General features: G+C 44.0%; 25 protein-coding genes and 1 pseudogene. 12 read left to right on the top strand and 14 right to left on the bottom strand.

Annotated features, from left to right (window positions below):
- Window positions 1-17: 17 nt before the first annotated feature.
- Window positions 18-374 (bottom strand): PilZ domain-containing protein, encoded by a 357-nt coding sequence (locus tag RJD38_RS13285; RefSeq protein ID WP_005598829.1) that lies wholly within the window; start codon window positions 372-374, stop codon window positions 18-20.
- Window positions 375-643: 269 nt separating this feature from the next.
- Between RJD38_RS13285 and rarD the strand changes: the two genes are divergently transcribed.
- Window positions 644-1,534, top strand: a complete 891-nt coding sequence (gene rarD, locus RJD38_RS13280) for an EamA family transporter RarD (RefSeq protein ID WP_065545360.1) — start codon at window positions 644-646, stop codon at window positions 1,532-1,534.
- Window positions 1,535-1,671: 137 nt separating this feature from the next.
- Here the strand turns inward: rarD and RJD38_RS13275 are convergent, their stop codons facing one another.
- Window positions 1,672-1,893: a hypothetical protein gene (locus RJD38_RS13275; protein ID WP_065545361.1), complete on the bottom strand. Its 222-nt coding sequence runs from the start codon at window positions 1,891-1,893 to the stop codon at window positions 1,672-1,674.
- A 345-nt stretch (window positions 1,894-2,238) separates the two neighbouring features.
- Between RJD38_RS13275 and RJD38_RS13270 the strand changes: the two genes are divergently transcribed.
- The 4 genes from RJD38_RS13270 (at window position 2,239) to RJD38_RS13255 (ending at window position 6,339) form a co-directional block, all read left to right on the top strand.
- Window positions 2,239-3,279 (top strand): GGDEF domain-containing protein, encoded by a 1,041-nt coding sequence (locus tag RJD38_RS13270; protein WP_367971359.1) that lies wholly within the window; start codon window positions 2,239-2,241, stop codon window positions 3,277-3,279.
- A 103-nt stretch (window positions 3,280-3,382) separates the two neighbouring features.
- Entirely contained in the window at window positions 3,383-4,591 is a 1,209-nt protein-coding gene (locus tag RJD38_RS13265; protein WP_032073033.1) for an IS4 family transposase, read from the top strand.
- Window positions 4,592-4,729: 138 nt separating this feature from the next.
- Window positions 4,730-5,938, top strand: coding sequence for an IS4 family transposase (locus RJD38_RS13260; RefSeq protein ID WP_032073033.1), 1,209 nt, complete (start codon window positions 4,730-4,732; stop codon window positions 5,936-5,938).
- Complete coding sequence (locus RJD38_RS13255; RefSeq protein WP_367971358.1) at window positions 5,935-6,339, top strand: EAL domain-containing protein; 405 nt, start codon at window positions 5,935-5,937, stop codon at window positions 6,337-6,339. Before RJD38_RS13260 ends, RJD38_RS13255 begins: the two co-directional genes overlap by 4 nt.
- Here RJD38_RS13255 and RJD38_RS13250 read toward each other — a convergent pair.
- Entirely contained in the window at window positions 6,308-7,516 is a 1,209-nt protein-coding gene (locus tag RJD38_RS13250) for an IS4 family transposase (protein WP_032073033.1), read from the bottom strand. The two genes, RJD38_RS13255 and RJD38_RS13250, sit on opposite strands and share 32 nt — an antisense overlap.
- Before the next feature lie 110 nt (window positions 7,517-7,626).
- Here RJD38_RS13250 and RJD38_RS13245 point away from each other — a divergent pair.
- Window positions 7,627-8,049, top strand: a pseudogene (locus tag RJD38_RS13245) (EAL domain-containing protein); the annotation flags it as partial.
- Window positions 8,050-8,147: 98 nt separating this feature from the next.
- On the opposite strand, the gene RJD38_RS13240 reads toward RJD38_RS13245, so the two are convergent.
- Together RJD38_RS13240 and RJD38_RS13235 are read right to left on the bottom strand one after the other, a co-directional pair.
- Window positions 8,148-8,624, bottom strand: coding sequence for a Dps family protein (locus tag RJD38_RS13240; protein ID WP_005598821.1), 477 nt, complete (start codon window positions 8,622-8,624; stop codon window positions 8,148-8,150).
- Window positions 8,625-8,810: 186 nt separating this feature from the next.
- On the bottom strand, window positions 8,811-9,158 hold the full coding sequence (locus RJD38_RS13235) for a DOPA 4,5-dioxygenase family protein (protein ID WP_065545362.1): 348 nt from the start codon (window positions 9,156-9,158) through the stop codon (window positions 8,811-8,813).
- Window positions 9,159-9,354: 196 nt separating this feature from the next.
- On the opposite strand from RJD38_RS13235, the gene RJD38_RS13230 reads away from it, so the two are divergent.
- The 5 genes from RJD38_RS13230 (at window position 9,355) to RJD38_RS13210 (ending at window position 13,612) form a co-directional block, all read left to right on the top strand.
- A complete protein-coding gene (locus RJD38_RS13230) occupies window positions 9,355-10,353 on the top strand; it encodes a LacI family DNA-binding transcriptional regulator (protein ID WP_065545363.1) in 999 nt (332 codons plus the stop codon).
- 281 nt (window positions 10,354-10,634) lie between these two features.
- Window positions 10,635-10,943: a PTS sugar transporter subunit IIB gene (locus tag RJD38_RS13225; protein WP_005598816.1), complete on the top strand. Its 309-nt coding sequence runs from the start codon at window positions 10,635-10,637 to the stop codon at window positions 10,941-10,943.
- Window positions 10,944-10,963: 20 nt separating this feature from the next.
- On the top strand, window positions 10,964-12,304 hold the full coding sequence (locus RJD38_RS13220; protein ID WP_005598815.1) for a PTS cellobiose transporter subunit IIC: 1,341 nt from the start codon (window positions 10,964-10,966) through the stop codon (window positions 12,302-12,304).
- On the top strand, window positions 12,288-12,734 hold the full coding sequence (locus RJD38_RS13215) for a PTS lactose/cellobiose transporter subunit IIA (RefSeq protein ID WP_231893121.1): 447 nt from the start codon (window positions 12,288-12,290) through the stop codon (window positions 12,732-12,734). The genes RJD38_RS13220 and RJD38_RS13215 overlap by 17 nt, the downstream gene beginning before the upstream one ends.
- A complete protein-coding gene (locus RJD38_RS13210; protein WP_065545364.1) occupies window positions 12,731-13,612 on the top strand; it encodes a dihydrodipicolinate synthase in 882 nt (293 codons plus the stop codon). The genes RJD38_RS13215 and RJD38_RS13210 overlap by 4 nt, the downstream gene beginning before the upstream one ends.
- Before the next feature lie 168 nt (window positions 13,613-13,780).
- Here RJD38_RS13210 and RJD38_RS13205 read toward each other — a convergent pair whose 3' ends face one another.
- The 6 genes from RJD38_RS13205 to RJD38_RS13180 all read right to left on the bottom strand — a co-directional run bounded on the left by RJD38_RS13205 (window position 13,781) and on the right by RJD38_RS13180 (window position 19,791).
- Window positions 13,781-14,416 (bottom strand): response regulator transcription factor, encoded by a 636-nt coding sequence (locus RJD38_RS13205; protein ID WP_005598809.1) that lies wholly within the window; start codon window positions 14,414-14,416, stop codon window positions 13,781-13,783.
- Window positions 14,409-15,764, bottom strand: a complete 1,356-nt coding sequence (locus RJD38_RS13200) for a cache domain-containing protein (RefSeq protein ID WP_065545365.1) — start codon at window positions 15,762-15,764, stop codon at window positions 14,409-14,411. Before RJD38_RS13200 ends, RJD38_RS13205 begins: the two co-directional genes overlap by 8 nt.
- 128 nt (window positions 15,765-15,892) lie before the next feature.
- On the bottom strand, window positions 15,893-17,176 hold the full coding sequence (locus RJD38_RS13195) for a TRAP transporter large permease (RefSeq protein WP_005598805.1): 1,284 nt from the start codon (window positions 17,174-17,176) through the stop codon (window positions 15,893-15,895).
- A gap of 10 nt (window positions 17,177-17,186) precedes the next feature.
- Window positions 17,187-17,720 (bottom strand): TRAP transporter small permease subunit, encoded by a 534-nt coding sequence (locus RJD38_RS13190; RefSeq protein WP_065545366.1) that lies wholly within the window; start codon window positions 17,718-17,720, stop codon window positions 17,187-17,189.
- A 186-nt stretch (window positions 17,721-17,906) separates the two neighbouring features.
- Entirely contained in the window at window positions 17,907-19,028 is a 1,122-nt protein-coding gene (locus tag RJD38_RS13185) for a TRAP transporter substrate-binding protein (RefSeq protein ID WP_005598801.1), read from the bottom strand.
- Window positions 19,029-19,404: 376 nt separating this feature from the next.
- Complete coding sequence (locus tag RJD38_RS13180) at window positions 19,405-19,791, bottom strand: hypothetical protein (protein ID WP_005598798.1); 387 nt, start codon at window positions 19,789-19,791, stop codon at window positions 19,405-19,407.
- 251 nt (window positions 19,792-20,042) lie between these two features.
- Between RJD38_RS13180 and RJD38_RS13175 the strand changes: the two genes are divergently transcribed.
- Window positions 20,043-20,765 (top strand): DUF2982 domain-containing protein, encoded by a 723-nt coding sequence (locus RJD38_RS13175; protein ID WP_367971357.1) that lies wholly within the window; start codon window positions 20,043-20,045, stop codon window positions 20,763-20,765.
- A gap of 115 nt (window positions 20,766-20,880) precedes the next feature.
- Here RJD38_RS13175 and RJD38_RS13170 read toward each other — a convergent pair whose 3' ends face one another.
- The 3 genes from RJD38_RS13170 to RJD38_RS13160 form a co-directional block, all read right to left on the bottom strand.
- Entirely contained in the window at window positions 20,881-21,537 is a 657-nt protein-coding gene (locus RJD38_RS13170) for an MBL fold metallo-hydrolase (protein ID WP_065545368.1), read from the bottom strand.
- Window positions 21,538-21,622: 85 nt separating this feature from the next.
- Window positions 21,623-22,165: a YcbK family protein gene (locus RJD38_RS13165; protein ID WP_005598792.1), complete on the bottom strand. Its 543-nt coding sequence runs from the start codon at window positions 22,163-22,165 to the stop codon at window positions 21,623-21,625.
- Between the two features lie 209 nt (window positions 22,166-22,374).
- On the bottom strand, window positions 22,375-23,913 hold the full coding sequence (locus tag RJD38_RS13160; protein WP_065545369.1) for a L,D-transpeptidase family protein: 1,539 nt from the start codon (window positions 23,911-23,913) through the stop codon (window positions 22,375-22,377).
- Between the last annotated feature and the right edge of the window lie 50 nt (window positions 23,914-23,963).

The following is a 23,963-nucleotide window of genomic DNA, read 5'->3' as shown; positions in this document are numbered from 1 at the left end:
GGAGAACGATTGGTGTACTACGCGGCATTAGCCCGTAGACGAGCAAAATAAGCTGGGTACTTATTGCGAATATGACGCTGCTGCTCAACCATATGTTTAAACGATGGACCTTTATAAAGCTGAATAATCACTTCGTTTTTATCGAAACGCAAAATTGCGCCTTCTATCGGCACTTTGCAATCCACACTCAAACTCAGCGTTCCCGTTAGAGAAAGCCCTTTGTATAAAGTGGTGAGATTATTCATGATCACACGAATACCCTTTTCCGACACTTCGCTAACATGAAATAATTCATCTTGTATACGAACAACTGGCATCGCTCGGCTAGGATACCTCAATCGGTAATACTTGCGCTTCTGCACTTCGTCGTTCATAACATCGATCCTTTGCTCTTATTCATCGCGAGAGCGACTTTGCTACTTATGGTTTGCCTAATTATAACCATCGGCTATAGAAAACAAAACTTTAGCGTTCATTTTTGAATAAATCAATCCACATCCAGTAAATAATTGAGCCACATTCACTTTCTATCCAACTGTTTTTATTGATAAAAGTTTTCTTCTGTCGGTAGAAAAATCTATTGCTTTACTTCGGATTAATTAGGCATAAAATTGCCGCCTGTTCTACACACTCATCAACCAATATGAACGATTCTCGCTTCGGTAATAGCATGGCTGCACTCTCATTTGCGCTATGGGGCTTACTACCGCTTTACTATCAGTTCCTACCTAATGCCACGATGGATGAGCTACTCGCCTTTCGCTTAATGGCATCAGTGCCTTTTGCTGCACTGATGATCATCTTTACCCAGCGTAAACGGATCGACTTGAAAGCGATTTTCGCTGATAGAGCCTCACTATCTCGCGCATTTATTGCTAGTGCGCTGATGTGTATCTCTTGGACTGCTTTTACATGGGCAATGACCAACGATCGCGTCATCGACGCCAGTTTAGGCTTTTTTATTAGCCCGCTCACGATGGCAGCTTTAGGCGTATTTGTTCTCAAAGAACAAATTAGTGCCGGTAAAAAAGTCGCTCTAGTTCTTGCGACTGCAGGCCTCAGTTATCAAGTAATGCAATATGGACAAGTCCCTTATATCGCACTAACCATGGCCATCTTTTTTACTCTTTATGGTTGGTTTAAAAAGAAAATCAATTACGACTGGGCAACCTGTCTTTTTGTTGAAGTGCTGCTGCTTACCCCCTTTGCGCTGAGCTATTTGATCATCAAACAAGCCACCGTAGGAACGGTATCGTTAGAGTCAGGCTGGCAAACACTACTGCTTTATATCGGCTCGGCACCAATAACATTACTGCCTCTGATTTTCTATTCCATGGCGATTCGATTAACATCGATGTCTAACGTTGCTTTGATGCAATATATTGAACCGAGTTTACAATTTGTTTTGGCCGTATTCCTCTTCGGTGAAGTATTTGATGAAGTGAAATTGGTAAGCTTTAGCCTGATCTGGGCGGGGTTATTGTTCATCATTATCGAGACATTAGTAAAACGCAGACCACTTGCGAAACCTTGATTCGGCAGTCGAAGCAACGTCCAAAGCAAACTAACAAAAGCCCCAGCCATCGTGCCGGGGCTTTTCGTAACAAAGGGTTCAACCTAGATGAATGGTGAATAGAGCGGAACTAATTGAGCTCTAGTGAATAGAACAACTCAGTGCTCACGCCCTGATGGATTAGAACCAAAATCGACTTGTTGATAAATGTCAGCTAATTTCTTCGGCGATTTCACGCCACTCTTAGGTGTTGAATTAGGACTAGAATAGGATTGCGCTTGTAGCGCCTTTTGATGTGCTTTAGCGGATTGTAAATATGCAGAGTCGGCCATCGCCTGTTGGCGTGCACGGTTTACGCGTTCGAGAGTTTCCCACAACATACCTCACCTCCAGTTACTGTATTTATATACAGCATAGCTTTCGTAACGAGAATGTCAACAAAATTACTGTATAAACACACAGTTCTTTTTAGGGTCAATTAGCTCACTGTGGTTTACCAGCCTCTAATGTTTGCGTTAAGTGTCACCCCTAGAGTAATTAGCCTAAGCACAAAATTCCGTGCGCGAGGTCAATAATCGGATGTGAATTAGCTCGAATAACATTTTTAAAATCGTACAAAGCGATAAATTCTTAATCAAGCCATGGTAGTGTCTTCTGACACATTTATAAGTAGTTTGAGAGCCCAAAGGATAGCTTGTTAAGTTAACAAGTTACCGAGATGCTAAATGAATAACATCGCGCATAAAATAGTCGAAAGAGTAGACATCAAGATTCTGATTCGTATTGGTTATATTATTGCGATCAGCCTGATTTCATATACATTGATCATGGAGCATGGCGCCGTCGGTTGGTCATATGTGTTATTTCCGATTGGCATGATCACCGCCCTATTTACTCAATCATTAAGACGCCGAAAAATATTAGCTTTTCTCTCCTTCACTCATATTCTTGTCGGTGGATTAATTGAGCCTTTAGAACTCGACGCAATTGAAGAAGCTTTCCTGCTTCTTCCTTTATGCTATTTAGTGTTATTCCCAGCGACGATCTGGCCAGTATTTATCGTTCTTTCACTCGTCGCCCACTATTTTTTTACCACCCCAACCGAATTACTGCCTGAACTAATAGAAGACGCTATCGAACTATTACTGATCACCGTCTTTGCCACCATAATGACCTATTACAAGCGCAAGTTTGATGAACAACTCAAAGTCTATCGTAAAGAAAGCTTAAGTGATTTTTTAACCCAATTACCCAATAGGCGAGCATTTTATGAATATGTAAACGCTTACGCTGATACCAGTGTCCATAATCGTGATTTTGTATTATTAAAGATCGATGTCGACAACTTTAAAGATGTTAACGACTCTTTTGGCCAACATCAGGCGGATAAGCTGTTAAAGTCCATCGCTGAAAAACTCAAATATATCGTCATTGATCGGGCACAATTGTTCCGTTTAGAAGGCGATGAATTTGTTATTCTTCTCTGCGAACGAGCCAATATCGAACATCAAGTCAGCGGTATGGTTCGCGAGTTGATGCGTTCCGAGCAGTTTCAATTTGAGCTCGAGCGTGGCTCATATCAAGTGACCTTTTCTGTTGGGGTATCCTCACTAAAAAAAGCGGCGAACAATCATGATATTTGGCTGAAAAACGTTGATGTCGCAACGCTCAAAGCGAAAACAACCGGTAAAAACCGCGTACGTTGGTATGATGAGTCGCTATTAGATGAGACCATTCGTAGCCATCAAATTGAAGCGGAGCTCTGAGGAATCCCCTAATGATTTTGATAAAAATCATAAATTTAAGGTAGATGCACATCTTGTCATGTGATCAAATGGTTCTGAGAAAAATCAATAACCAGACAACAAGATGTGCGAACTCGATATTTTACACGACTCTCTTTACCAATTCTGCCCTGAATTGCACTTAAAACGACTCAACAGTTTAACGCTGGCTTGCCACGCATTACTTGAATGTAAAACGCTCACTCTTACCGAACTTGGTCGTAACCTGCCAACGAAAGCCAGAACAAAACATAACATCAAACGAATCGACAGATTGTTAGGTAATCGTCACTTGCACAAAGAGCGACTCGCTGTATACCGTTGGCATGCCAGCTTTATCTGTTCAGGTAATTCGATGCCCATTGTTCTTGTTGACTGGTCTGATATTCGTGAGCAAAAACGGCTTATGGTATTGCGGGCTTCGGTGGCACTACATGGTCGTTCTATTACTCTTTATGAGAAAGCCTTTCCGCTTTCAGAGCAATGTTCAAAGAAGGCTCATGACCAATTTCTAGCCGACCTTGCAAGCATTCTACCGAGTAACACTACACCGCTCATTGTCAGTGATGCTGGCTTTAAAGTGCCATGGTATAAATCCGTTGAAAAGCTAGGTTGGTACTGGTTAAGTCGAGTCAGAGGGAAAGTGCAATATGCAGATTTAGGTGCGGAAAACTGGCAACCTATCAGCAACTTACATAGCATATCCTCAAGTCGCTCAAAGACTTTAGGCTATAAGAGGTTGACTAAGAGCAACCCAATTTCATGTCAAATTGCACTGTATAAATCACGTCCTAAAGGCCGAAAAAATCAGCGTTCGACACGGACTAATTGTCATCATCCGTCACCTAAAATCTACTCCGCTTCGACAAAAGAACCATGGGTTTTAGCGACTAACTTGCCCGTTGAAATCCGAACACCAAAGCAACTTGTTAGGCTCTACTCGAAGCGTATGCAAATTGAAGAAACCTTCCGAGACTTGAAAAGCCCAGCCTACGGTTTAGGCCTCCGTCATAGCCGAACTAGCAGCTCAGAGCGCTTTGATATCATGCTGCTAATCGCCCTAATGCTTCAACTGACATTTTGGCTTGCTGGAGTTCATGGTCAGAAACAAGGTTGGGATAAGCACTTCCAAGCTAACACTGTCAAAAATCGAAATGTACTCTCAACAGTGCGCTTAGGGATGGAAGTTTTGCGGCATTCTGGCTACACAATAACGAGGGAAGACTTGCTCGCGGCTGCAACCCTGCTTGCTCAAAATCTATTCAAACATGGTTGTGCTTTGGGGAAATTATGAGGGGATCCCTCAGTGCAATGGGCGCTAAGTGCTGAGGAATCCCCTAATGATTTTGATAAAAATCATAAATTTAAGGTAGATGCACATCTTGTCATGTGATCAAATGGTTCTGAGAAAAATCAATAACCAGACAACAAGATGTGCGAACTCGATATTTTACACGACTCTCTTTACCAATTCTGCCCTGAATTGCACTTAAAACGACTCAACAGTTTAACGCTGGCTTGCCACGCATTACTTGAATGTAAAACGCTCACTCTTACCGAACTTGGTCGTAACCTGCCAACGAAAGCCAGAACAAAACATAACATCAAACGAATCGACAGATTGTTAGGTAATCGTCACTTGCACAAAGAGCGACTCGCTGTATACCGTTGGCATGCCAGCTTTATCTGTTCAGGTAATTCGATGCCCATTGTTCTTGTTGACTGGTCTGATATTCGTGAGCAAAAACGGCTTATGGTATTGCGGGCTTCGGTGGCACTACATGGTCGTTCTATTACTCTTTATGAGAAAGCCTTTCCGCTTTCAGAGCAATGTTCAAAGAAGGCTCATGACCAATTTCTAGCCGACCTTGCAAGCATTCTACCGAGTAACACTACACCGCTCATTGTCAGTGATGCTGGCTTTAAAGTGCCATGGTATAAATCCGTTGAAAAGCTAGGTTGGTACTGGTTAAGTCGAGTCAGAGGGAAAGTGCAATATGCAGATTTAGGTGCGGAAAACTGGCAACCTATCAGCAACTTACATAGCATATCCTCAAGTCGCTCAAAGACTTTAGGCTATAAGAGGTTGACTAAGAGCAACCCAATTTCATGTCAAATTGCACTGTATAAATCACGTCCTAAAGGCCGAAAAAATCAGCGTTCGACACGGACTAATTGTCATCATCCGTCACCTAAAATCTACTCCGCTTCGACAAAAGAACCATGGGTTTTAGCGACTAACTTGCCCGTTGAAATCCGAACACCAAAGCAACTTGTTAGGCTCTACTCGAAGCGTATGCAAATTGAAGAAACCTTCCGAGACTTGAAAAGCCCAGCCTACGGTTTAGGCCTCCGTCATAGCCGAACTAGCAGCTCAGAGCGCTTTGATATCATGCTGCTAATCGCCCTAATGCTTCAACTGACATTTTGGCTTGCTGGAGTTCATGGTCAGAAACAAGGTTGGGATAAGCACTTCCAAGCTAACACTGTCAAAAATCGAAATGTACTCTCAACAGTGCGCTTAGGGATGGAAGTTTTGCGGCATTCTGGCTACACAATAACGAGGGAAGACTTGCTCGCGGCTGCAACCCTGCTTGCTCAAAATCTATTCAAACATGGTTGTGCTTTGGGGAAATTATGAGGGGATCCCTCAGAGCGGAGCTAGAACAAGCCATCAAGTTGGCTCAATTTGCTTTGGTCTATCAACCTAAGGTGTGTGTCGAAACACAGTGCGTGACTGGCGCAGAAGCGCTGATTCGGTGGGAGCACCCTAACTTAGGCACAATCAGCCCATTTGAGTTCATTTCCATTGCCGAGCAAACCAAGCAAATTATTGCGATTGGCCGCTGGGTGATTCGAACCGCTTGTCAGCAAGCAAAACAATGGGCAGACGCCGGCACGCCAATTACCATTTCCGTCAACGTTTCAACGGTTCAGTTTGCCCACGACGACCTTTTCCCTTATATCCGCCATATACTGCGTCAAACAGGCTTAGCTCTGAGGGATCCCCTCATAATTTCCCCAAAGCACAACCATGTTTGAATAGATTTTGAGCAAGCAGGGTTGCAGCCGCGAGCAAGTCTTCCCTCGTTATTGTGTAGCCAGAATGCCGCAAAACTTCCATCCCTAAGCGCACTGTTGAGAGTACATTTCGATTTTTGACAGTGTTAGCTTGGAAGTGCTTATCCCAACCTTGTTTCTGACCATGAACTCCAGCAAGCCAAAATGTCAGTTGAAGCATTAGGGCGATTAGCAGCATGATATCAAAGCGCTCTGAGCTGCTAGTTCGGCTATGACGGAGGCCTAAACCGTAGGCTGGGCTTTTCAAGTCTCGGAAGGTTTCTTCAATTTGCATACGCTTCGAGTAGAGCCTAACAAGTTGCTTTGGTGTTCGGATTTCAACGGGCAAGTTAGTCGCTAAAACCCATGGTTCTTTTGTCGAAGCGGAGTAGATTTTAGGTGACGGATGATGACAATTAGTCCGTGTCGAACGCTGATTTTTTCGGCCTTTAGGACGTGATTTATACAGTGCAATTTGACATGAAATTGGGTTGCTCTTAGTCAACCTCTTATAGCCTAAAGTCTTTGAGCGACTTGAGGATATGCTATGTAAGTTGCTGATAGGTTGCCAGTTTTCCGCACCTAAATCTGCATATTGCACTTTCCCTCTGACTCGACTTAACCAGTACCAACCTAGCTTTTCAACGGATTTATACCATGGCACTTTAAAGCCAGCATCACTGACAATGAGCGGTGTAGTGTTACTCGGTAGAATGCTTGCAAGGTCGGCTAGAAATTGGTCATGAGCCTTCTTTGAACATTGCTCTGAAAGCGGAAAGGCTTTCTCATAAAGAGTAATAGAACGACCATGTAGTGCCACCGAAGCCCGCAATACCATAAGCCGTTTTTGCTCACGAATATCAGACCAGTCAACAAGAACAATGGGCATCGAATTACCTGAACAGATAAAGCTGGCATGCCAACGGTATACAGCGAGTCGCTCTTTGTGCAAGTGACGATTACCTAACAATCTGTCGATTCGTTTGATGTTATGTTTTGTTCTGGCTTTCGTTGGCAGGTTACGACCAAGTTCGGTAAGAGTGAGCGTTTTACATTCAAGTAATGCGTGGCAAGCCAGCGTTAAACTGTTGAGTCGTTTTAAGTGCAATTCAGGGCAGAATTGGTAAAGAGAGTCGTGTAAAATATCGAGTTCGCACATCTTGTTGTCTGGTTATTGATTTTTCTCAGAACCATTTGATCACATGACAAGATGTGCATCTACCTTAAATTTATGATTTTTATCAAAATCATTAGGGGATTCCTCAGGGCTTAGCTCCGAACTTATTGCAAATCGAAATTACCGAAACCACCTTAATGAAAGATACTGAGCGCGTGACCAAGATCTGCCGTCGTTTGCAAAATGAAGGGGTGACTATCGCGATTGATGATTTTGGTGTCGCCTATTCGTCGCTCAATTATCTGAAACACTTGCCGATTGATGTATTGAAGATCGATAAATCGTTTGTTGATGATTGTGTTAACGAGCATAACGACCACATGTTAGTCAGAACCATTATCCAGCTTGGTCATAACATGGGTAAAAAAGTGATTGCCGAAGGCGTAGAGTATGAAGAGCAACGACTATTATTGCATAAAGAAGAGTGTGATGATTTTCAAGGCTATCTGTTTTCTAAACCGATTTCGGCCAATGAATTTACTCACCGTTTTGTCGAGCAGCGTTGCCCTGCCTAACATTTAGTGATGTATCCTCATCGCATTAAAAACATAAAGGGAGCTCAAGCTCCCTTTATGACCAATGATTGAGTGTTCAATCGTGTAGCCACTATCCATTATTGTAAGTAAGCATTGAGCATCCACATTAGCTTTTCTTGCTCACGAATATAATCCCCCATCAAGGCCGCTGTACCTTCATCTTGTGCTTCACCAGCAAAGGTAAGAATTTCACGCTGTTTAAGGAGTAATAAACTAAAACCGTTAACGAGACCTTGGACACACTCCTGACCATTACTGGCATTCACATGCTCTTTTAGCTCACTTAATTCAAGGTAACGCGTAAAGCTATGATTGGGTGTTTCACCCAAAGTTAGAATGCGCTCGGCAAGTTCATCGATCTTTGTTTGCAGATCAGTGTAAATTTCTTCGAATTTCACATGCAGTTCAAAGAACTGCTGCCCTTTGATATTCCAGTGATAGCCACGAGTGTTCATATACAACACTTGATAATGAGCCAACAATTGATTGAGTTGCTGAGAGATCTGTACAGATTGTTCGTGATTTAAGCCGATAAGATTAACTTGATTAGACATAATGCAATTCCTATTAAACTGAGTAATGAATCGTGCGCATAAATCGCGATATTGCGCTGTTTAGTTTCAATTGTTTCGTTTCGATATGGCTAGATTACCCCTCTAACGCCAATCAGGATATTTGCTTAAATCTATTATTTTAATCGATGTCACCTATCAAAATGGGGGGGGGGGGGGGTTGTACTTCTAATCAACACTAAAAAGCGTTAAATCCAATGCTATCGGTTCACCAAGCCAATAAACATATTCGGTGTGATCACGATAATCATCTTCGGTAACGGCATGCACCAAAACTGAGTGACCTTGACGTGCGTTATCCAGCCAATCAATCGCCTTATCAAACTGCTCTCGGTCGAAATCAATCTCAAAACTCCACTGAGTATGTGGGCCAACTAAACGTTGGTTGAAACGACCGACAAACAAACCTAACGTTTGATGGATCTCTTCACGGATTTTGGCCGCATAGTCACTACTTGATTGATCAAAGTAGAAATGCGCGTGATAGTTTTGATGCTGATTAATGGGAAAGGTCATAATTTTTCTGCTGCTGTAATTGGTGTGCTTATTCTATCCTTTTCTAGGTCACACCTCAGCCATACTTACATAGCTTACATTTGTGTGACCTGACTCTCTGAACGTTCGCTAAACCCAAGGCGCTTGGGTATATCACTATTCAAAAATCGTATTTTTATGGTATTAATCGACAATAAACGTCATTTTAGAGGTATCAATGGCAACAATAAACGATGTGTGCCGGATCGCTGGGGTTTCAAAAGCGACGGTATCACGAGTGATTAATGGCACCGGTCAAGTACGGCAGAGCACCCAAGATAAAGTTAAAGCGGTCATGAAAGAGCTTAATTATCGACCAAGCTCTGTCGCTCAAGCACTAGCAAGCCAAAGCAGTAATAGCATTGGTTTGGTGATTTCTGACTTTACCGGCGGCTATTTTGGTAGCCTTTTGAAGCAAGCGTCGGTCAGCGCAGAACAAATGGGTAAACAGCTCCTGTTTGCTGATGGCCATAACAATGCCGAAGATGAACTCAAAGCGGTTTACTCTCTGGTTGAAAAAAAGTGCTCACTAATCATTCTTTATAGCCGTAAACTCTCATGTGAACAGGTGATTGAGCTAAGCCAATTAATCTCGATACCAATTATTAATGTTGGTCGGTCTCTGCCTGCAGAAGCTGGGTTTTCCATTACCTTCGACCAAGGTAACGCTGTCGAACTTGCTGCCCAGCATTTAATTGAATTGGGTCATCAACACCTAACCTATATCGGTCCAAAAGCCACTACTCCCACGTCTCGTCTTCGTCGTCAGGGCTTCGATGACCTGATCGCCGCCAATCAAATGAAGGGCGTCATTGGCGACTATTGTGAATCAGACTTTGGCTTTGAAGAAGGCTACCAAGCCACCAAGCAGTTTCTTCGTCAACAACCTTTTGGCAGTGCCATCGTTGCCGCGGCCGATGATATCGCCATTGGTTGCATTAAAGCACTCAATGAGCAAGGGATTCGTGTGCCGCAAGAGGTCTCCGTAGTCAGTATTGATAACGACCCTTGTTCAGCCTTTGTTTCACCGCCGTTGACGACCGTTAACATTCCAATTAAAGCGATAACGAAACGCGCAATGGACGTGGCGAAACATTTGATTGAAACCGGTATTGCCCCGAAACCGGAAGTCGTCCAAGGCGAATTACTGATCCGTCAATCTACCCAACGTATTTAATCCTCCTCACCTTCTCTATGTCGCCAGTCATTCAATACCTCAATGACTGACGACATCGATAGCAGTTTCAAACACGACCTCCCCTAAGACACACAAATAACGCATCTGAGTCGTACGGATAAACACTGAACAAAATTTGACCTAAACAACACTAATCGACTCCCAATTCCCTAATTCTGTGAACTCATGCGCAGCAATGTAACCGGTTACAGAAACCGGTTTCTTTTTTGTCTACATTGGTTATTAACTAATCAACACACTTTCAAACAAGGAACAAGAATATGAAAATTTTTCTTTGTTGTGCTGCTGGAATGTCGACCAGCATGCTTGTCACCAAAATGGAAAAAGCGGCGGAAAATAACGATATACCATGCCAAATCTCGGCGCACTCAGTCTCTGAATTTGAAGAGTGCCTTGCAGAATGTGATGTCTGCTTGGTCGCGCCTCAGGTCAAATTTAAATATGAAGAGTTCAAACGTGAAGCTGATGCGGTTGGCAAAGGCTGCGGCCTTATCGACATGATGAATTACGGAATGCTCAATGGTGAAGCGGTACTAAACCAAGCTATCTCACTGTACGAGTCGCGTTAAACAAGGATAGAGGAATAACCATGTCTATATTCGATACTACTATGCGCTTCGTCGAAAACGTCGTCGCACCAATTGCGGGAAAAATATCCGCGCAAAAACATGTCATTGCGGTGAAAGATGGTTTCGTGGCAACCATGCCCTTTTTAATTGTTGGTTCACTGCTGTTAGTACTGGCCTTTCCGCCATCTGACTCCGGTTTTTTCTTTGAAGGTTGGCATTCTCTGATTAATTCAATCGGCCAAGATAATATCCTCGCCCCTTTCAACGTCAGTATGGGTATCTTTGCTGTTTATGCCGCATTTGGAATTGGATTTAGCTTGGCAGAATCATACAAGCTACGACCGATGAACACCGGTATGTTATCGATGTTTGCTTTTGTGCTAGCTGCCGCCCCCATGACTACAGTTGAAATAGGTGGCGTATTACCGGGAGCATTCCTAGGTGGTGCCGGCGCATTTACAGCCATTCTTTGTGGTTTATTAGTGCCCGAAATGCAGCGTTTACTGATCAAGTACAACATTCGCATAAAGATGCCAGAAGCAGTGCCGCCTAAAATTTCAGCTTCGTTTGATTTACTGATCCCAATCGTGTTTATCTCCGTGATCATAATGGTTATGAACACCTTGTTGGCGCAACACGGCCTCAAAATTCCTTCTGCCATTATGGAATTGTTCAAACCATTGGTTTTAGCGTCGGATTCCTACTTTGCTGCCCTACTCGCCGTGATGCTGATTCAACTACTGTGGTTTAGCGGCATTCATGGTGGCTCGGTGGTGGGTGGCATTATCGCGCCAATGCTGCTGGTCAACCTTGGTCTGAACCAAGAAGCACTCGCAGCCGGCGAAGCACTACCAAAAATTTTTGTGAATCCATTGGTCGACTTCTTTGTTTTCGTCGGCGGCGCTGGCGGTACATTTGGCTTGGTACTGCTTATGATGCGTTCTAAAGCAACCCAACTCAAAACCATTGGCAAAATGTCGATTGTCCCAGGCATGTTTAACATTAATGAGCCGGTGATCTTCGGTACCCCAATCGTCATGAACCCAATCTATTTCATTCCTTGGATTGTCGCGCCATTTATTAACACCACAATTGTGTGGATGGCTTTCAAAACGGGCTTTGTCGCAAAAATCATTGCTCTACCACCGTGGACAATGCCTGCACCAATTGGCGCAGTGATGTCGACCAACTCAATCACCGCAGCCGTTGTCGTCTTAGCCTGTCTTACCGTCAGTATGGTGGTGTTCTATCCATTTATGAAAATTCATGAAAAACAGTTATTGGCCGAAGAAAAGGCAGCTGAACAAGCTTCTTCCCCAAAACCAGCAAAGCAAGGAGAACTCAATGCCGCACGTAACTAAGCAAGATGAAGCTAAGTCAGATGAAGCTAAGCCTGATGAAGTTAAATCAGATAATGCTGCGTTTAGCTCAACGGAAAACACCAACGAGTTTTCAAGCTGCGATCCAAAACTGGAAATCACCGAAGAGTTCCTGATGACCCTACTCTGCTATGTTGGCGCTGCACGATCTGCTTTTATTTCAGCAATGCGCTCCGCTCGCAGCGGTAACTTTGAGCTCGCCACGCAGCAAATTGCCGAAGGTGATCAAGCATTAAAAGATGTCCATAAGTCACAAACTGAGCTTATCGGTTATGACCAAGGCTCTGGTAAGGTGCAGATGACACTAATACTGACGCATATTCAAGACCATATAATGACCACCATGCTATGTCGCGAAGTCACTGAAGAAGTGATCGCGATTCATCAAGAGTTAAAAGGACTGAAATCGTGAATAAACGTATTTTTGATTACACTGCGGAAAACTTTCGTTTAGCAAATCGCGAACAGCTAGTGCAAGCGATACGCCAATCCGAAGGGCGTACTCTTATGGTAGAGAACGTTGTCGCACTCACACCGCCGATTGATATGGTGTCAGGCCCAGAATTAGCTGCTGCGTTTGGCGCGGATATGATCACCCTCAACTGTTTAGACGTGTTTAATCCTAAGATCCGTATTCTCTCTGAAGATCCTGATGAGTTCATGACGGTCGAGCAAGTCAAAAAGTACACTGGTCGATTAGTGGGATGCAACCTTGAGCCAATTCCTGAAGGTATCACTCACCTCGCGGTTGGGCGCACCGTGACGCAAGAAACCATTAGGCGGGCGGTAGAAATTGGTCTTGATTATGTCATGTTGACCGGCAATCCAGGTAATTGTGTCTCGCAAGAAACCATCCTAAAGGCGATTGGTTTGGTACGCAGTATTGCCCCTGAAATGCTTATCGTCGCAGGAAAAATGCATGCTGGTGGTGTTGGTAATGACTACAACCTCAACATTGTGCCCGCCTTCGCCGAAGCAGGTGCCGATATCATGATGTTTCCTGCTGCCTATACAACGCCAGGCGTAAGCCCTGAGCTTGCACAGCAGATGATGGCAGCGGTTCATCAAACCAACATGCTGGGCATGTTAGCGATTGGTACATCACAAGAGGGCGCCAGTGAGAGCTATATCGAACAGGTGGCTATCACAGCTAAAGCGGCAGGAGCTGATATCGTACATATTGGTGATGGCGGCTACAGTGGCATCGCACCACTCGAAAATATTATGCGTTTAGGTTTAACGCTGCGCGGGCGACGCCATCAATTTAAGCGAATGGCCAATCGCCGCTAAAAATATCACCTTTGGATTGAGCATAATAAACACGTGTTATCGCTCAATCCTTTTCCTTTGTTATCAAGAGTCAACCCAACTGAGATAACAAACTTGTCCTCCTTACAGAAGCGGATTTAGCTGTGCCTCTCATCGAATAGATAGAGGCTTTTTTTCAACTTGCATTGATTAAATAATCCCCCTTTCCACCGCGTATTTTGCCAGTTCAGCAATGCTGCTCAATTCAAGTTTGTGTTTGATATTTTGCCGATGAGTTTCTACCGTTCGATAACTAATATCGAGCAGTGAAGCGACCTTTTTACTACTGTGCCCTTGCGCCACCAGCTTTAGCACCGCCTCTTCACGACGGCTAAGTGGATTCGGTTTATTCGCCACCGGAATTTCACCATGAGAAAACAGTGTTTGTGTTACTGACTCACAAAAATAAGTCGATCCCTGTTCAACCGTTTTGATCGCTTGCACCATTTTTTCCGAAGAAATTTCTTTTAGCATGTATCCGACCGCGCCTGACTGCATTACCTTCATGATGTACTCTCGATTATCATGCATGGTGAGCATCAACACTTTAACATCGGCAATTTCATCTTTGATAACTCGCGTTGCATCGATACCATTCATCACTGGCATGCTTACATCCATGAGTACCACATCTGGCTGGAGGTTTTTCACCACTTCGATCGCTTCAACGCCATTACTTGCCGTACCGATCACTTCGATATTGGGCTCTAGGCTCAAACGCGCCATAAACCCGTCCAGCACCACTTGGTGATCATCGACAATCACCACTTTGATTGGTCTATCCATACACTAACTCATCCAATTGCAGTAAGACGGTGATTTCCGTACCTAAACCCGGTTCACTTTCCAATTCAAACTCACCGCCAATAAATTCAACTCGCTCACGCATATTGCGCAGACCGATGCCGGTTTTACGTAACGTTGTAGCGACCTCAAACCCGACTCCATCATCACGAATGATCAGCTGCAAGCAACTGCCCATCTGTTGCAAAATCACGTTAACTGTCTTAGCCTCTGCGTGCTTTTCAATATTGGTTAATGACTCTTGCGCGACGCGATAGAGTGTTGTGGCAATTTCTGACTTCAACTTTACATCCTGCCGATTAAAGGCAACTTCCACTTGTATACCCGAGTGAGAACGAAAGTCTTGCAGCAGTGTATTAAGAGCCGCTTCCAACCCGATGTCATCCAATGCACTTGGTCTTAGTTTGTGCGAGATATGACGCACCTCATTAATCGCCATCATGATTGACTGCTGTGATTGGCTCAAATGCTGCTTTTGCGTCTCATCATCAAGCTTGTTGCCCAGTAATTCCAAATGACATTTACTCGATACCAACAACTGATTGATGCCATCATGCAGCTCGCGTGCAAGATGCTTTTTCTCATCTTCCTGGAACATCACCGTTTTATGCGCCAGCTCTTTTAAACTTCGGTCGGCAATCCGGTGCTCATGTAAGTTAACCGCTAAAGTCACCACGACAATCACCGCGACCGTAATGACCACAATCACCATCATCGAGAAGAAGGTGGTTTCGATGTTCTTATCGACTGCCCGTTTAAGATTCGTCACTTCATTGCTGATATCTTCAATATACAAACCGGTGCCAATCATCCAACCCCATTTATCCAGCCAAGCGGCATAACTCAGTTTCGGGACGGTTTCTCCACTGGAAGGTTTTTGCCACAAATATTGGTGAAATCCACCACCTTGCTGCGCTTTTTCCAACAACGTTTTAATCAGAAAGTCACCATTCTCATCTTGAATATGGCGTAAGTTCTGCCCTTGTAATTCAGGCATAATCGGATGAACTAAATTGGTACCATCGCGATAATAAACAAAGAAGTAACCATCTTTGCCATAGCGCAGTTTGGCGATGATCTGCTTCACTTGCGTTTGGGCGGTTGACTCATCAAGACTGGCGTCGTTGTATACATGACGAATCGCATCGAAGGCCAAATCGACGCTGTCTTTTAAGGCGGTTTCTTTTGATTGGATGAGACTCGAACGAATGATCTCGACCTCTTTATCACGCAGCGCTTGAGATTGATGAACTGAAATCCAGCTGATGCTCACCGTAACCAAGAGTAACGGCAGTAAGCTCAGTAGTATCAATTTGACTTTAAGAGGCATCCTTGCTCCCACGCAAATTAGGCAGATTGCTTTGCCTGCAATTAAATACAAGGCAGACAAATAAAAACGGCTTACCTGAGTAAGCCGTTCACTGTAACATTTACACCACGTTAACAAAAATCACATGATCACATTCCGTAAAATTCTGGGAAAACCAGTAACGAAGCGAGCACCACTATCTGTATCGCGATAAATGGCATAACCCCTCGATAAATATCTCGCGTCGTGACACCGTTTGGTGCGACACCTTTCAAATAGAACAAGCTAAAGCCAAATGGTGGTGTTAAGAAGGAGGTTTGCAAATTCATCGCGATCAAGATGGCAAACCACGTCATGTTGATCCCCATCAGTTCTGCCACCGGAGCAAGGATAGGAACAATGATGAAACAGATTTCAACGAAGTCGATGAAGAAACCCAGCACCAAAATGACCAGCATAGTAATGATCAAGAAGCCCCATTTTTCACCCGGTATTTGCAGCATCCACTGCTCAACAAGGTGGTCGCCACCTGTATAAGTGAACGCCATTGAGAATGCCGTCGCACCCAGTAAGATAGCAAACACCATTGCCGTGACTTTGACGGTCTCTTTAGAAGCGTCGTAGACCATTCTCCAGCTAAATTGTTTGTACAGCACAGCCAATACAATCGCACCCGCACCACCTAAGGCCGCAGATTCAGTCGGTGTTGCAACACCTGCGAAGATGGAACCTAATACAACCACAATCAGAGCAAGTGGTGGAATAACCGCTTTGAGCGCTTTGAACACTTCCTCAGAGCGACTCACATTTTCATCTCGTTCGATAGGTTGCGCTGCGTCCGGATTCATCTTGGCATAGATAAGGATATACACCACATAGGCTCCCACCAGCACTAATCCCGGCCAAATCGCAGCTTGGAATAAGTCGCCAACGGGAACACCCAGCACATCACCCAGCAATATCAAAACGATAGATGGTGGAATGATCTGCCCTAAAGTACCTGATGCACAGATGGTGCCACAGGCTAAACCTTTATCGTAATTGTATTTCAGCATGACTGGCAGTGAGATTAGCCCCATCGCCACCACTGAAGCCCCAACCACACCGGTTGAAGCGGCAAGCAATGCACCTACCAGTACCGTCGAAATAGCGATACCACCACGCACACCACCAAATAATTTGCCCATAGACTCAAGCAATTGCTCAGCTAAACGGGTTTTTTGTAACACTAACCCCATAAAGACAAACAGCGGCACCGCCATAAGAACGGTATTTTCCATGATTGACTGTATGCGATATGGCATAAAGGCAAACATGTCAAAACCTTCGGCCCAAACACCAAAAATTAGTGCGATACCACCAAAGGTAAAGGCCACTGGGAAGCCTACTAGCAACGCAAGTAAGGCAACAAAAAACATAACTATACCGACCATTTTTCGTCTCCTACTTATTCACTTGGGCGTGCATCAGATGCGGGTTAACAATTCTATTTAGCGAGTGCAGCATCAGGCCAATGCCACTCACCGCCATAAAGAGAAATGAAAGCGGGATCATACCTTTAATGATCCAACGGTAAGACAGACCACCGGGATCACCCGATGTCTCGCCAAGCACATAGCTTTCTTTGGCGAAATCAATGCCATACCATGCAACTAACAAGCAGAAAGGAAGGAGGAAAAATACCGTACCAAGCAAATCAATAATGGCTTGAGCTTTGTTAGATAGACGTTCGTAGAACAGGTCAACTCGCACATGACCGCCCGCTTTTATCGCGTACGGCACACCAATGAGAAATACCGCCGAAAATAAGTGCCATTCCATTTCTTGAAAAGCAATCGACACATCATTGAAGGCATAACGCATCACGACGTCATACACGACGTTGATCAGCAGTAGAATAAACAAAATACTGGATAACCAGCCAAGCCAATCGCCAAAACGATTGAATAGCCGCTCGATATAGATCAGTCTTCTCATTCCTAACTCCGTGGAACTTTAAAGGTGCTCCGCTCGACAATGCCGGCGGAGCTTATTGTTGTAATATTTAAGGGGGACTTGGGCTTCCAGTGACAGAGTCACTGTTATTTTTCATGCACAATCTTATTTTGACGCTTGGGTTTTATTGATCCGTACATCGCGATTGCGCTTAATTTTTATGACTAACTACTGTGCTTGGCTGTTTAGGTATGCACGATGAGAAATATTTGACCATGGACGAACTTGCTCAATGTAAGCCGCTTGTGAAGCTTGAATTTTCTTCGCCAGATCATCCTTTGCTGCATGATCACTGAGCAAACGGTCGTTAGCTTCACGCAATGCCGCAATGACTTCTACAGGGAAATCTTTGACTTGAACATTTGGGTACTCAGATTGAATCGATGCCCAGTTCTTGCCACTTTCGTGCTTAGATTGTGTGTACATATCGTAGGCTGCTGTCTTCATCGCCGTTTGCAGAATCGATTGTAGGTCAGCGGGTAGGCTATCCCATGTACGTTGGTTAACTAGGAACTGAAGCTCGGTCCCTGGCTCATGCCAACCGGTGTAGTAGTAAGGGGCAATTTTGTGGAAACCCATACGTAAGTCTAGTGAAGGACCCACCCACTCTAGCGCATCGATCGTGCGACGCTCTAGCGAGGTGTATAGCTCACCTGGGGCAATATTGGTTGGCTTAGCGCCAATCTCCGCTAGAATTTCTCCCGCGAACCCCGGAATACGCATTTTCAGGCCTTGCAGGTCATCAACTGAGTTGATCTCTTTTTGGAACCAGCCACCCATCTGCGTATCGGTGTTACCACCAGGAAATGACAGTAGGTTATGAGCTGAATACACCTCTTCCATCAACTCCATACCACCACCGTAGTAGAACCACGCATATTGCTCTGTCGGCAGCATGCCAAATGGCATGGACGTGAAGTAAAGCGTATTAGGCACTTTACCTTTCCAGTAGTATGACGCCGAGTGACCCAGATCATACTGACCCGATTTCACCATATCGAACACACCTAATGGTGCTTTGTGCTTGTTTGAGGAGTCAATTGTGATCACAAGACGACCGTTCGACATCTCTTCTGCCATCTTCGCCATGTTTTTCGTCGCATCACCAAAAATTGGGAAGTTTGGTCCCCAAGTTTCAGCCAGCTTTAACTTATAGACTTTTTCAGGTTCGGCTTGCTTGGCGGTATCCGCTTGCTTCTCTTCACCACAGCCCACTAGCGCAACGGATGCGGCTAATGTCGCGATGCCTAACTTCAATTTTCCATCAAAAAATGAATGTAATGCTCTCATTATCAGGTCCTTTGTTTCATGGTGCGTCTGAATGTGACACTTCCTGTTTCGAGGACAGCATGCAGGATCCGGCAAGCGTAAAATATCAGCGAGAACACGGAGAAATTAACAACACGATTGGAGCTTCCATAAAACCCACTACGTATAAATACGTAGGAGATCAATTAGAGCAATGTAAAAGGCATTTAAATTAAGAGGATTAGCATTTAGCCGAACAGAGCTAGGTGCTGATCTATACGTACGTAGTAACGCGCCGAGGATTTTGAGGTTATTTTAATTTTTGTGATACAGCCGTTTCTATTCTGTATCATTTTATCGTTACAACAAAAAAGACCTCGACATAGTCGAGGCCTCAAAAACAACTTTTGCGAGCTCTTTAAAGAGCTTTATAGATAACTTTGTTGCCCGCTAATTGTTCTTTTACTACTAGGTTTTCGTCTAATAGTTTTTTCAGTGCGCCCGTTGCCCAAGATGCAGCTTTAGCTTCTTCTTGACCAGCGGCAAGGCCGATACCTTTAGGGTTGATACCGTCAGCATTGCTCACAACGATATCAAGAACTTGTTGTTGCTTAGGAGTCAGTGCAACGTCAACTTGTTTTGCTACAACTTGTTCTTGTGCAACTACTTTCTCCGCAGCTGGTGCTACAGCGACTGTCTTCTCAACTACAGGCTTAGCTTTTTTAGTTGCTGGTACATTTGCAACTGCCGCTTTGATGTGCTTTTGTAGTTTCTGTTGCACTTTGCGCTTATGAGCAAGTCTCATCGAGTATTTCTCCATTTCACTGCATACGGAGCAGTGGTGAAAATTTGAAGCGCGTTTTATACCAAAAATTTGCCATTAATGACAGGGTATCTCGGTGTTTCTGCGACAAAAATAAGCGAACGGTTGCTATAAGTCTACAATTTAGACAATCTTAGATATTTGCAATTTTACGACTACTGAGTATATACACAGATAAATAAACAAGATTGTTCCTCTAAAGGAAAGAATTTGATATGCCAACAAGATTTGATATGCACACACGCCATCTTTCAAATCGCCCGACCACTCTGCTGGCACATGCCAAAGTATGGAAGGGAGCAATCATATGCGTGGCATTAGGAGGATTAATCTGGTTTACCAATCAATGGCAACAATTTGTGGTGGGCTTATTAGTGCTAATCGCCCTATTTTATGCCGCCCAATGGCTACTCAAAACCAGCATCGTCGCTTACACCTTAACTGCGACCCATTTACAACAACACTTTTATAAAGGCGGTTGGGTATTACAGTGGCATAACATTAGTAAAATTGATATTTGCCAATCTCAGCATCAAGGTTGGTATCAACCCCTACCTTGGATAGGAATTCGGCTTAAAAATTATTCACCCTATCTCGATAGTATCTGCCCCCGTATTACCACTGAGATACTACTTAGCCAACGTCCACTACTTTATGCTGGCTTACAACAGCAACACAAAACCACCCAATTTGAAGAGATGGTTTTAGACCCTAAACCTTACACAACGGTTGATGGTAAACAATACACTGGCCTACAAGCCATGCTGGCAAATCGAATGCACTATCAAAGGCAACTCTTTGGCTATGACGTATTCATCTCCACCAATGATTTAGACCGCCCACCCGATGAGTTTGTTGGGTTAATGCGCCGCTATTTAGCTGCATCACAAGAGGTCGAGCATACTCCGATTGCAAGCAAAGAGCGATGTAAAAATAGAGAGTCTGAACGCGATTAACTCTCCTTACCAAAGATTGTTTAGCACCACTCGCCCAAATAATGGGTACAAAAAAGGTCGCTTTCCGCGACCTTTTAATCAATATCAAAGTGATAGCAACTTGTTTTAATCGTGCTTAGTAAAGGGGCATTTCATCGGCAACAAATGGATTACTTCCTCTTTCACGGCCAAAAGTTGACTCAGGGCCATGACCAGGAACAAAACGCACATCATTGCCAAGTGGCCACAATTTGTTTTTGATCGAGCTAATTAAGGTATTGAAATCACCTTTAGGGAAATCGGTACGACCAATAGCGCCGTTAAACAAGACATCCCCTACAAAAGCAAGTTGAGCTTCTTTACTGAATAAAACCACATGACCAGGCGTGTGGCCTGGAGTATGGATTACATCCATCGTTTGGTTGCCGAAAGTGATCACATCACCGTCATTTAGCCACTGATCAGGTTCAAATGCTTCTGTTAACGGAAACCCGAACATTTGGCTTTGACCTTCAAGGCCTTGTAACCAGAAGTTATCTTCTTTATGTGGGCCTACAATCGCTTTGCCACCTAATAATCGCGCTAAAGCTTCGGTGCCACCAACGTGGTCTAAGTGACCATGTGTCAGTACGAGGCTTTCAACATCAACACCGAGTTCTTTGATCAGCATCGCCAGTTGTTTTTCATCACCGCCGGGATCGATCACAATGCCTTTCATCGTTTCATCGCACCATACGATAGAACAGTTTTGAGAGAACGAGGTGACAGGCACAACCTGATACTTCAGAGACATAGCTAAACCTTTTAAATATCGAAACTGGCCGAACTATGACACGATAGCCAACTAAGCTCAAGTGAGTTAGCTATCGTGAAAAAGCCTATGACCAGTAGCGTGCAGGGCCTGTATCAATGTGGACAAAATTACTACTTGGGTAGTAACCAACACCACCGACTTTCATCTCTCTTGCGATATCACGAACTTTCTTTAGTGACACACCATCGAGACGGAAATCAATCGCTTGACCAAGCATATGGTAGCTCTTCTTGGCTACGCCGCTAGAACTTGCTCGCAACGCTTCATTGGTTGCAGGCGAACGATAACCCGAGATAATCTGCACCTCAGCTTCTACGCCTAATTCTGATTGAATAAGAGAGATCTGATCGAACAAATGCTTGTCCATTTTGTGTGTTTCATTACGTCTGAAATCACGACAAATTTGATCAATTCGGCCCAGTTCTCTTGGAATATACTCGCTGCCATCGAAATAACGTGTTTCGAGTGCTTCGCCAGTATGGACATTGCTCATCGCTAATGAGCGTGAAAGATCGGGATAAGAAGCCAGTGCCACACTCGGGGCGCAACTCGCAACTACCAAACCACTTCCTGCCAACTTAAAAAAATGTCTACGTGTAACTTGCACTCTATAAACCCTTCACAATCCGATACGATTATCGTGTCGAAGCCGACACTACCTAACTCTTTTGTGAAGTGCAAATGCATAAAGCGTGCTAGAAATGTGACAAATTATTTCCGCCATAGATTAATTATTGAACTAATTAACAATTTTATTTCATAAGGCAAATTGCAAATTTTTCGTAAAGATCACGCTTTGCCGTTTAATTGCCGCCTCTAGCGATCAAAACGGTAAATATCGTCCCGATATTGCACCACGCCATCCTCTGCCCATGCGGTTTGGTAGATGATATGCACGGGAATGCGCTTGCGTAATGAAACAGCTTTATTGGCTTCATCAGGGGATACATCCAACTTTTCTAAATCGACACCTTGGTTCTCCAACAGCAAAGAGGCAAAGGCATCGGCGTGCTTAACCCGAATACAACCGGAACTAAATGCTCGGCTTTCTTTACTAAACAAATGCTTACTTGGCGTATCATGCAAGAAAATTGCGCGCTTATTCGGCGTGTTAAATTTATACAGACCTAACGCGTTATAATTGCCCGACATTTGGCGCATTCGATAGGGAAACGCTTTAGGGTTAAGTGTTGCCCAATCAATTTCTGATGGGTCAATTACCTGATTTGATTGCCAATTTGCAATTATATCGATGTTTTGTCGACTGAGGTAATTAGGATCTGATTGCATATGTGGAATAATATCCTCTACCATGATTTTCCATGGCACATTCCACGTCGGATTGAGGATAACTGAGTCCAATTTAGTCGACATCACTGGCGTTTTGCGAGCCTCACGGCCGACGACAACGCGAGATTGAAACATCGATTCGCCACCATACCAATACTCCATTTCAAAGCTAGGCACATTAACGACAATAATCGTATCGCGTTGCTGTGGCCACATTCGTTCACGCTCAGCATTCACAGCAAGCATGGTTAAACGTTCGCGATTAGCGACATTCAGCCATTGAATAGTTCTAGGTCCAATAACGCCATCAGGCTTTAATCCATGCATTGCTTGAAACTGCTTAACCGCTTTTTCAAGTCGCCCATCATAATAGCCTATATTAAATTTAACGTTTGAGAGATCAACGTCGACGACTTCTAATCGGTCAAGCAATGCAGGACGAGCCTCTAACAGATCGCCTACTCGTTTCAACTGGGTATCTTGATGATATTTCGGCAGCTCTTCCTCATGCGAATTAGCAAGGTGAAGATAGGCACGAACAAGCGACTGGTAGTTTTCGTTATCCGGCGTATAAGTCTCAATTAACTCACCCAGTTGTTGTGATTCAATCGAAGCGTGTAAGGCATCAAGCGCGGATAAAGTCGGGGGGGATAAAGGCTGAGTGAGTTTCGTCTTAAAATACCACTCTTTACCCATATGCTTCGCTTGTTCTGCATAACTCATGTAGGTAATCATGGCATCGGTAGCTAGGATATCGTATTCAAACCAACGATTACTATTGCGATAAAAACGCAACTGCTTGAGCTGGCGCGACAGAAATGGACTGACATTCGCTTGCTGAATCAACTCGAGTTGAAACTCCAACTGACTACTTTGTTGAAGATCGAACCAAATCAGCTGTTCACCGTTATCACGGTAAATATCCTCAACTAATGACGGGTATTGCAGTTGGGTGACCGCTTGGCTATTGGGGCTAACCCAACCAATATCTTCAAAATATGATAATGCCCATGAAGGCATGGGCATTAATACTAGTGTTAGCAGCGCTGCATTGAATTTTAACATTTATTGACACACTTATTACGCTCTCTTTGCAATAAGTATGGCAGAATTTT

It is taken from the genome of Vibrio scophthalmi (assembly GCF_040869025.1).
Classification (GTDB): domain Bacteria; phylum Pseudomonadota; class Gammaproteobacteria; order Enterobacterales; family Vibrionaceae; genus Vibrio; species Vibrio scophthalmi.
Note: the sequence above shows the minus strand (reverse complement) of the source record. Positions and strands in the feature narration are given on the sequence as shown.

What these genes read in the sequence shown, in the direction of transcription:
- RJD38_RS13205 (WP_005598809.1), bottom strand. Translation starts at nt 14,416, where the DNA reads ATGGATAGACCAATCAAAGTGGTGATTGTCGATGATCACCAAGTGGTG.
- RJD38_RS13235 (WP_065545362.1), bottom strand. Translation starts at nt 9,158, where the DNA reads ATGACCTTTCCCATTAATCAGCATCAAAACTATCACGCGCATTTCTAC.
- RJD38_RS13260 (WP_032073033.1), top strand. Translation starts at nt 4,730, where the DNA reads ATGTGCGAACTCGATATTTTACACGACTCTCTTTACCAATTCTGCCCT.
- RJD38_RS13200 (WP_065545365.1), bottom strand. Translation starts at nt 15,764, where the DNA reads ATGCCTCTTAAAGTCAAATTGATACTACTGAGCTTACTGCCGTTACTC.
- RJD38_RS13190 (WP_065545366.1), bottom strand. Translation starts at nt 17,720, where the DNA reads ATGAGAAGACTGATCTATATCGAGCGGCTATTCAATCGTTTTGGCGAT.
- RJD38_RS13195 (WP_005598805.1), bottom strand. Translation starts at nt 17,176, where the DNA reads ATGGTCGGTATAGTTATGTTTTTTGTTGCCTTACTTGCGTTGCTAGTA.
- RJD38_RS13240 (WP_005598821.1), bottom strand. Translation starts at nt 8,624, where the DNA reads ATGTCTAATCAAGTTAATCTTATCGGCTTAAATCACGAACAATCTGTA.
- RJD38_RS13220 (WP_005598815.1), top strand. Translation starts at nt 10,964, where the DNA reads ATGTCTATATTCGATACTACTATGCGCTTCGTCGAAAACGTCGTCGCA.
- RJD38_RS13175 (WP_367971357.1), top strand. Translation starts at nt 20,043, where the DNA reads ATGCACACACGCCATCTTTCAAATCGCCCGACCACTCTGCTGGCACAT.
- RJD38_RS13170 (WP_065545368.1), bottom strand. Translation starts at nt 21,537, where the DNA reads ATGTCTCTGAAGTATCAGGTTGTGCCTGTCACCTCGTTCTCTCAAAAC.
- RJD38_RS13185 (WP_005598801.1), bottom strand. Translation starts at nt 19,028, where the DNA reads ATGAGAGCATTACATTCATTTTTTGATGGAAAATTGAAGTTAGGCATC.
- RJD38_RS13225 (WP_005598816.1), top strand. Translation starts at nt 10,635, where the DNA reads ATGAAAATTTTTCTTTGTTGTGCTGCTGGAATGTCGACCAGCATGCTT.
- RJD38_RS13275 (WP_065545361.1), bottom strand. Translation starts at nt 1,893, where the DNA reads ATGTTGTGGGAAACTCTCGAACGCGTAAACCGTGCACGCCAACAGGCG.
- RJD38_RS13250 (WP_032073033.1), bottom strand. Translation starts at nt 7,516, where the DNA reads ATGTGCGAACTCGATATTTTACACGACTCTCTTTACCAATTCTGCCCT.
- RJD38_RS13270 (WP_367971359.1), top strand. Translation starts at nt 2,239, where the DNA reads ATGAATAACATCGCGCATAAAATAGTCGAAAGAGTAGACATCAAGATT.
- RJD38_RS13160 (WP_065545369.1), bottom strand. Translation starts at nt 23,913, where the DNA reads ATGTTAAAATTCAATGCAGCGCTGCTAACACTAGTATTAATGCCCATG.
- rarD (WP_065545360.1), top strand. Translation starts at nt 644, where the DNA reads ATGAACGATTCTCGCTTCGGTAATAGCATGGCTGCACTCTCATTTGCG.
- RJD38_RS13285 (WP_005598829.1), bottom strand. Translation starts at nt 374, where the DNA reads ATGAACGACGAAGTGCAGAAGCGCAAGTATTACCGATTGAGGTATCCT.
- RJD38_RS13255 (WP_367971358.1), top strand. Translation starts at nt 5,935, where the DNA reads ATGAGGGGATCCCTCAGAGCGGAGCTAGAACAAGCCATCAAGTTGGCT.
- RJD38_RS13265 (WP_032073033.1), top strand. Translation starts at nt 3,383, where the DNA reads ATGTGCGAACTCGATATTTTACACGACTCTCTTTACCAATTCTGCCCT.
- RJD38_RS13230 (WP_065545363.1), top strand. Translation starts at nt 9,355, where the DNA reads ATGGCAACAATAAACGATGTGTGCCGGATCGCTGGGGTTTCAAAAGCG.
- RJD38_RS13215 (WP_231893121.1), top strand. Translation starts at nt 12,288, where the DNA reads ATGCCGCACGTAACTAAGCAAGATGAAGCTAAGTCAGATGAAGCTAAG.
- RJD38_RS13180 (WP_005598798.1), bottom strand. Translation starts at nt 19,791, where the DNA reads ATGAGACTTGCTCATAAGCGCAAAGTGCAACAGAAACTACAAAAGCAC.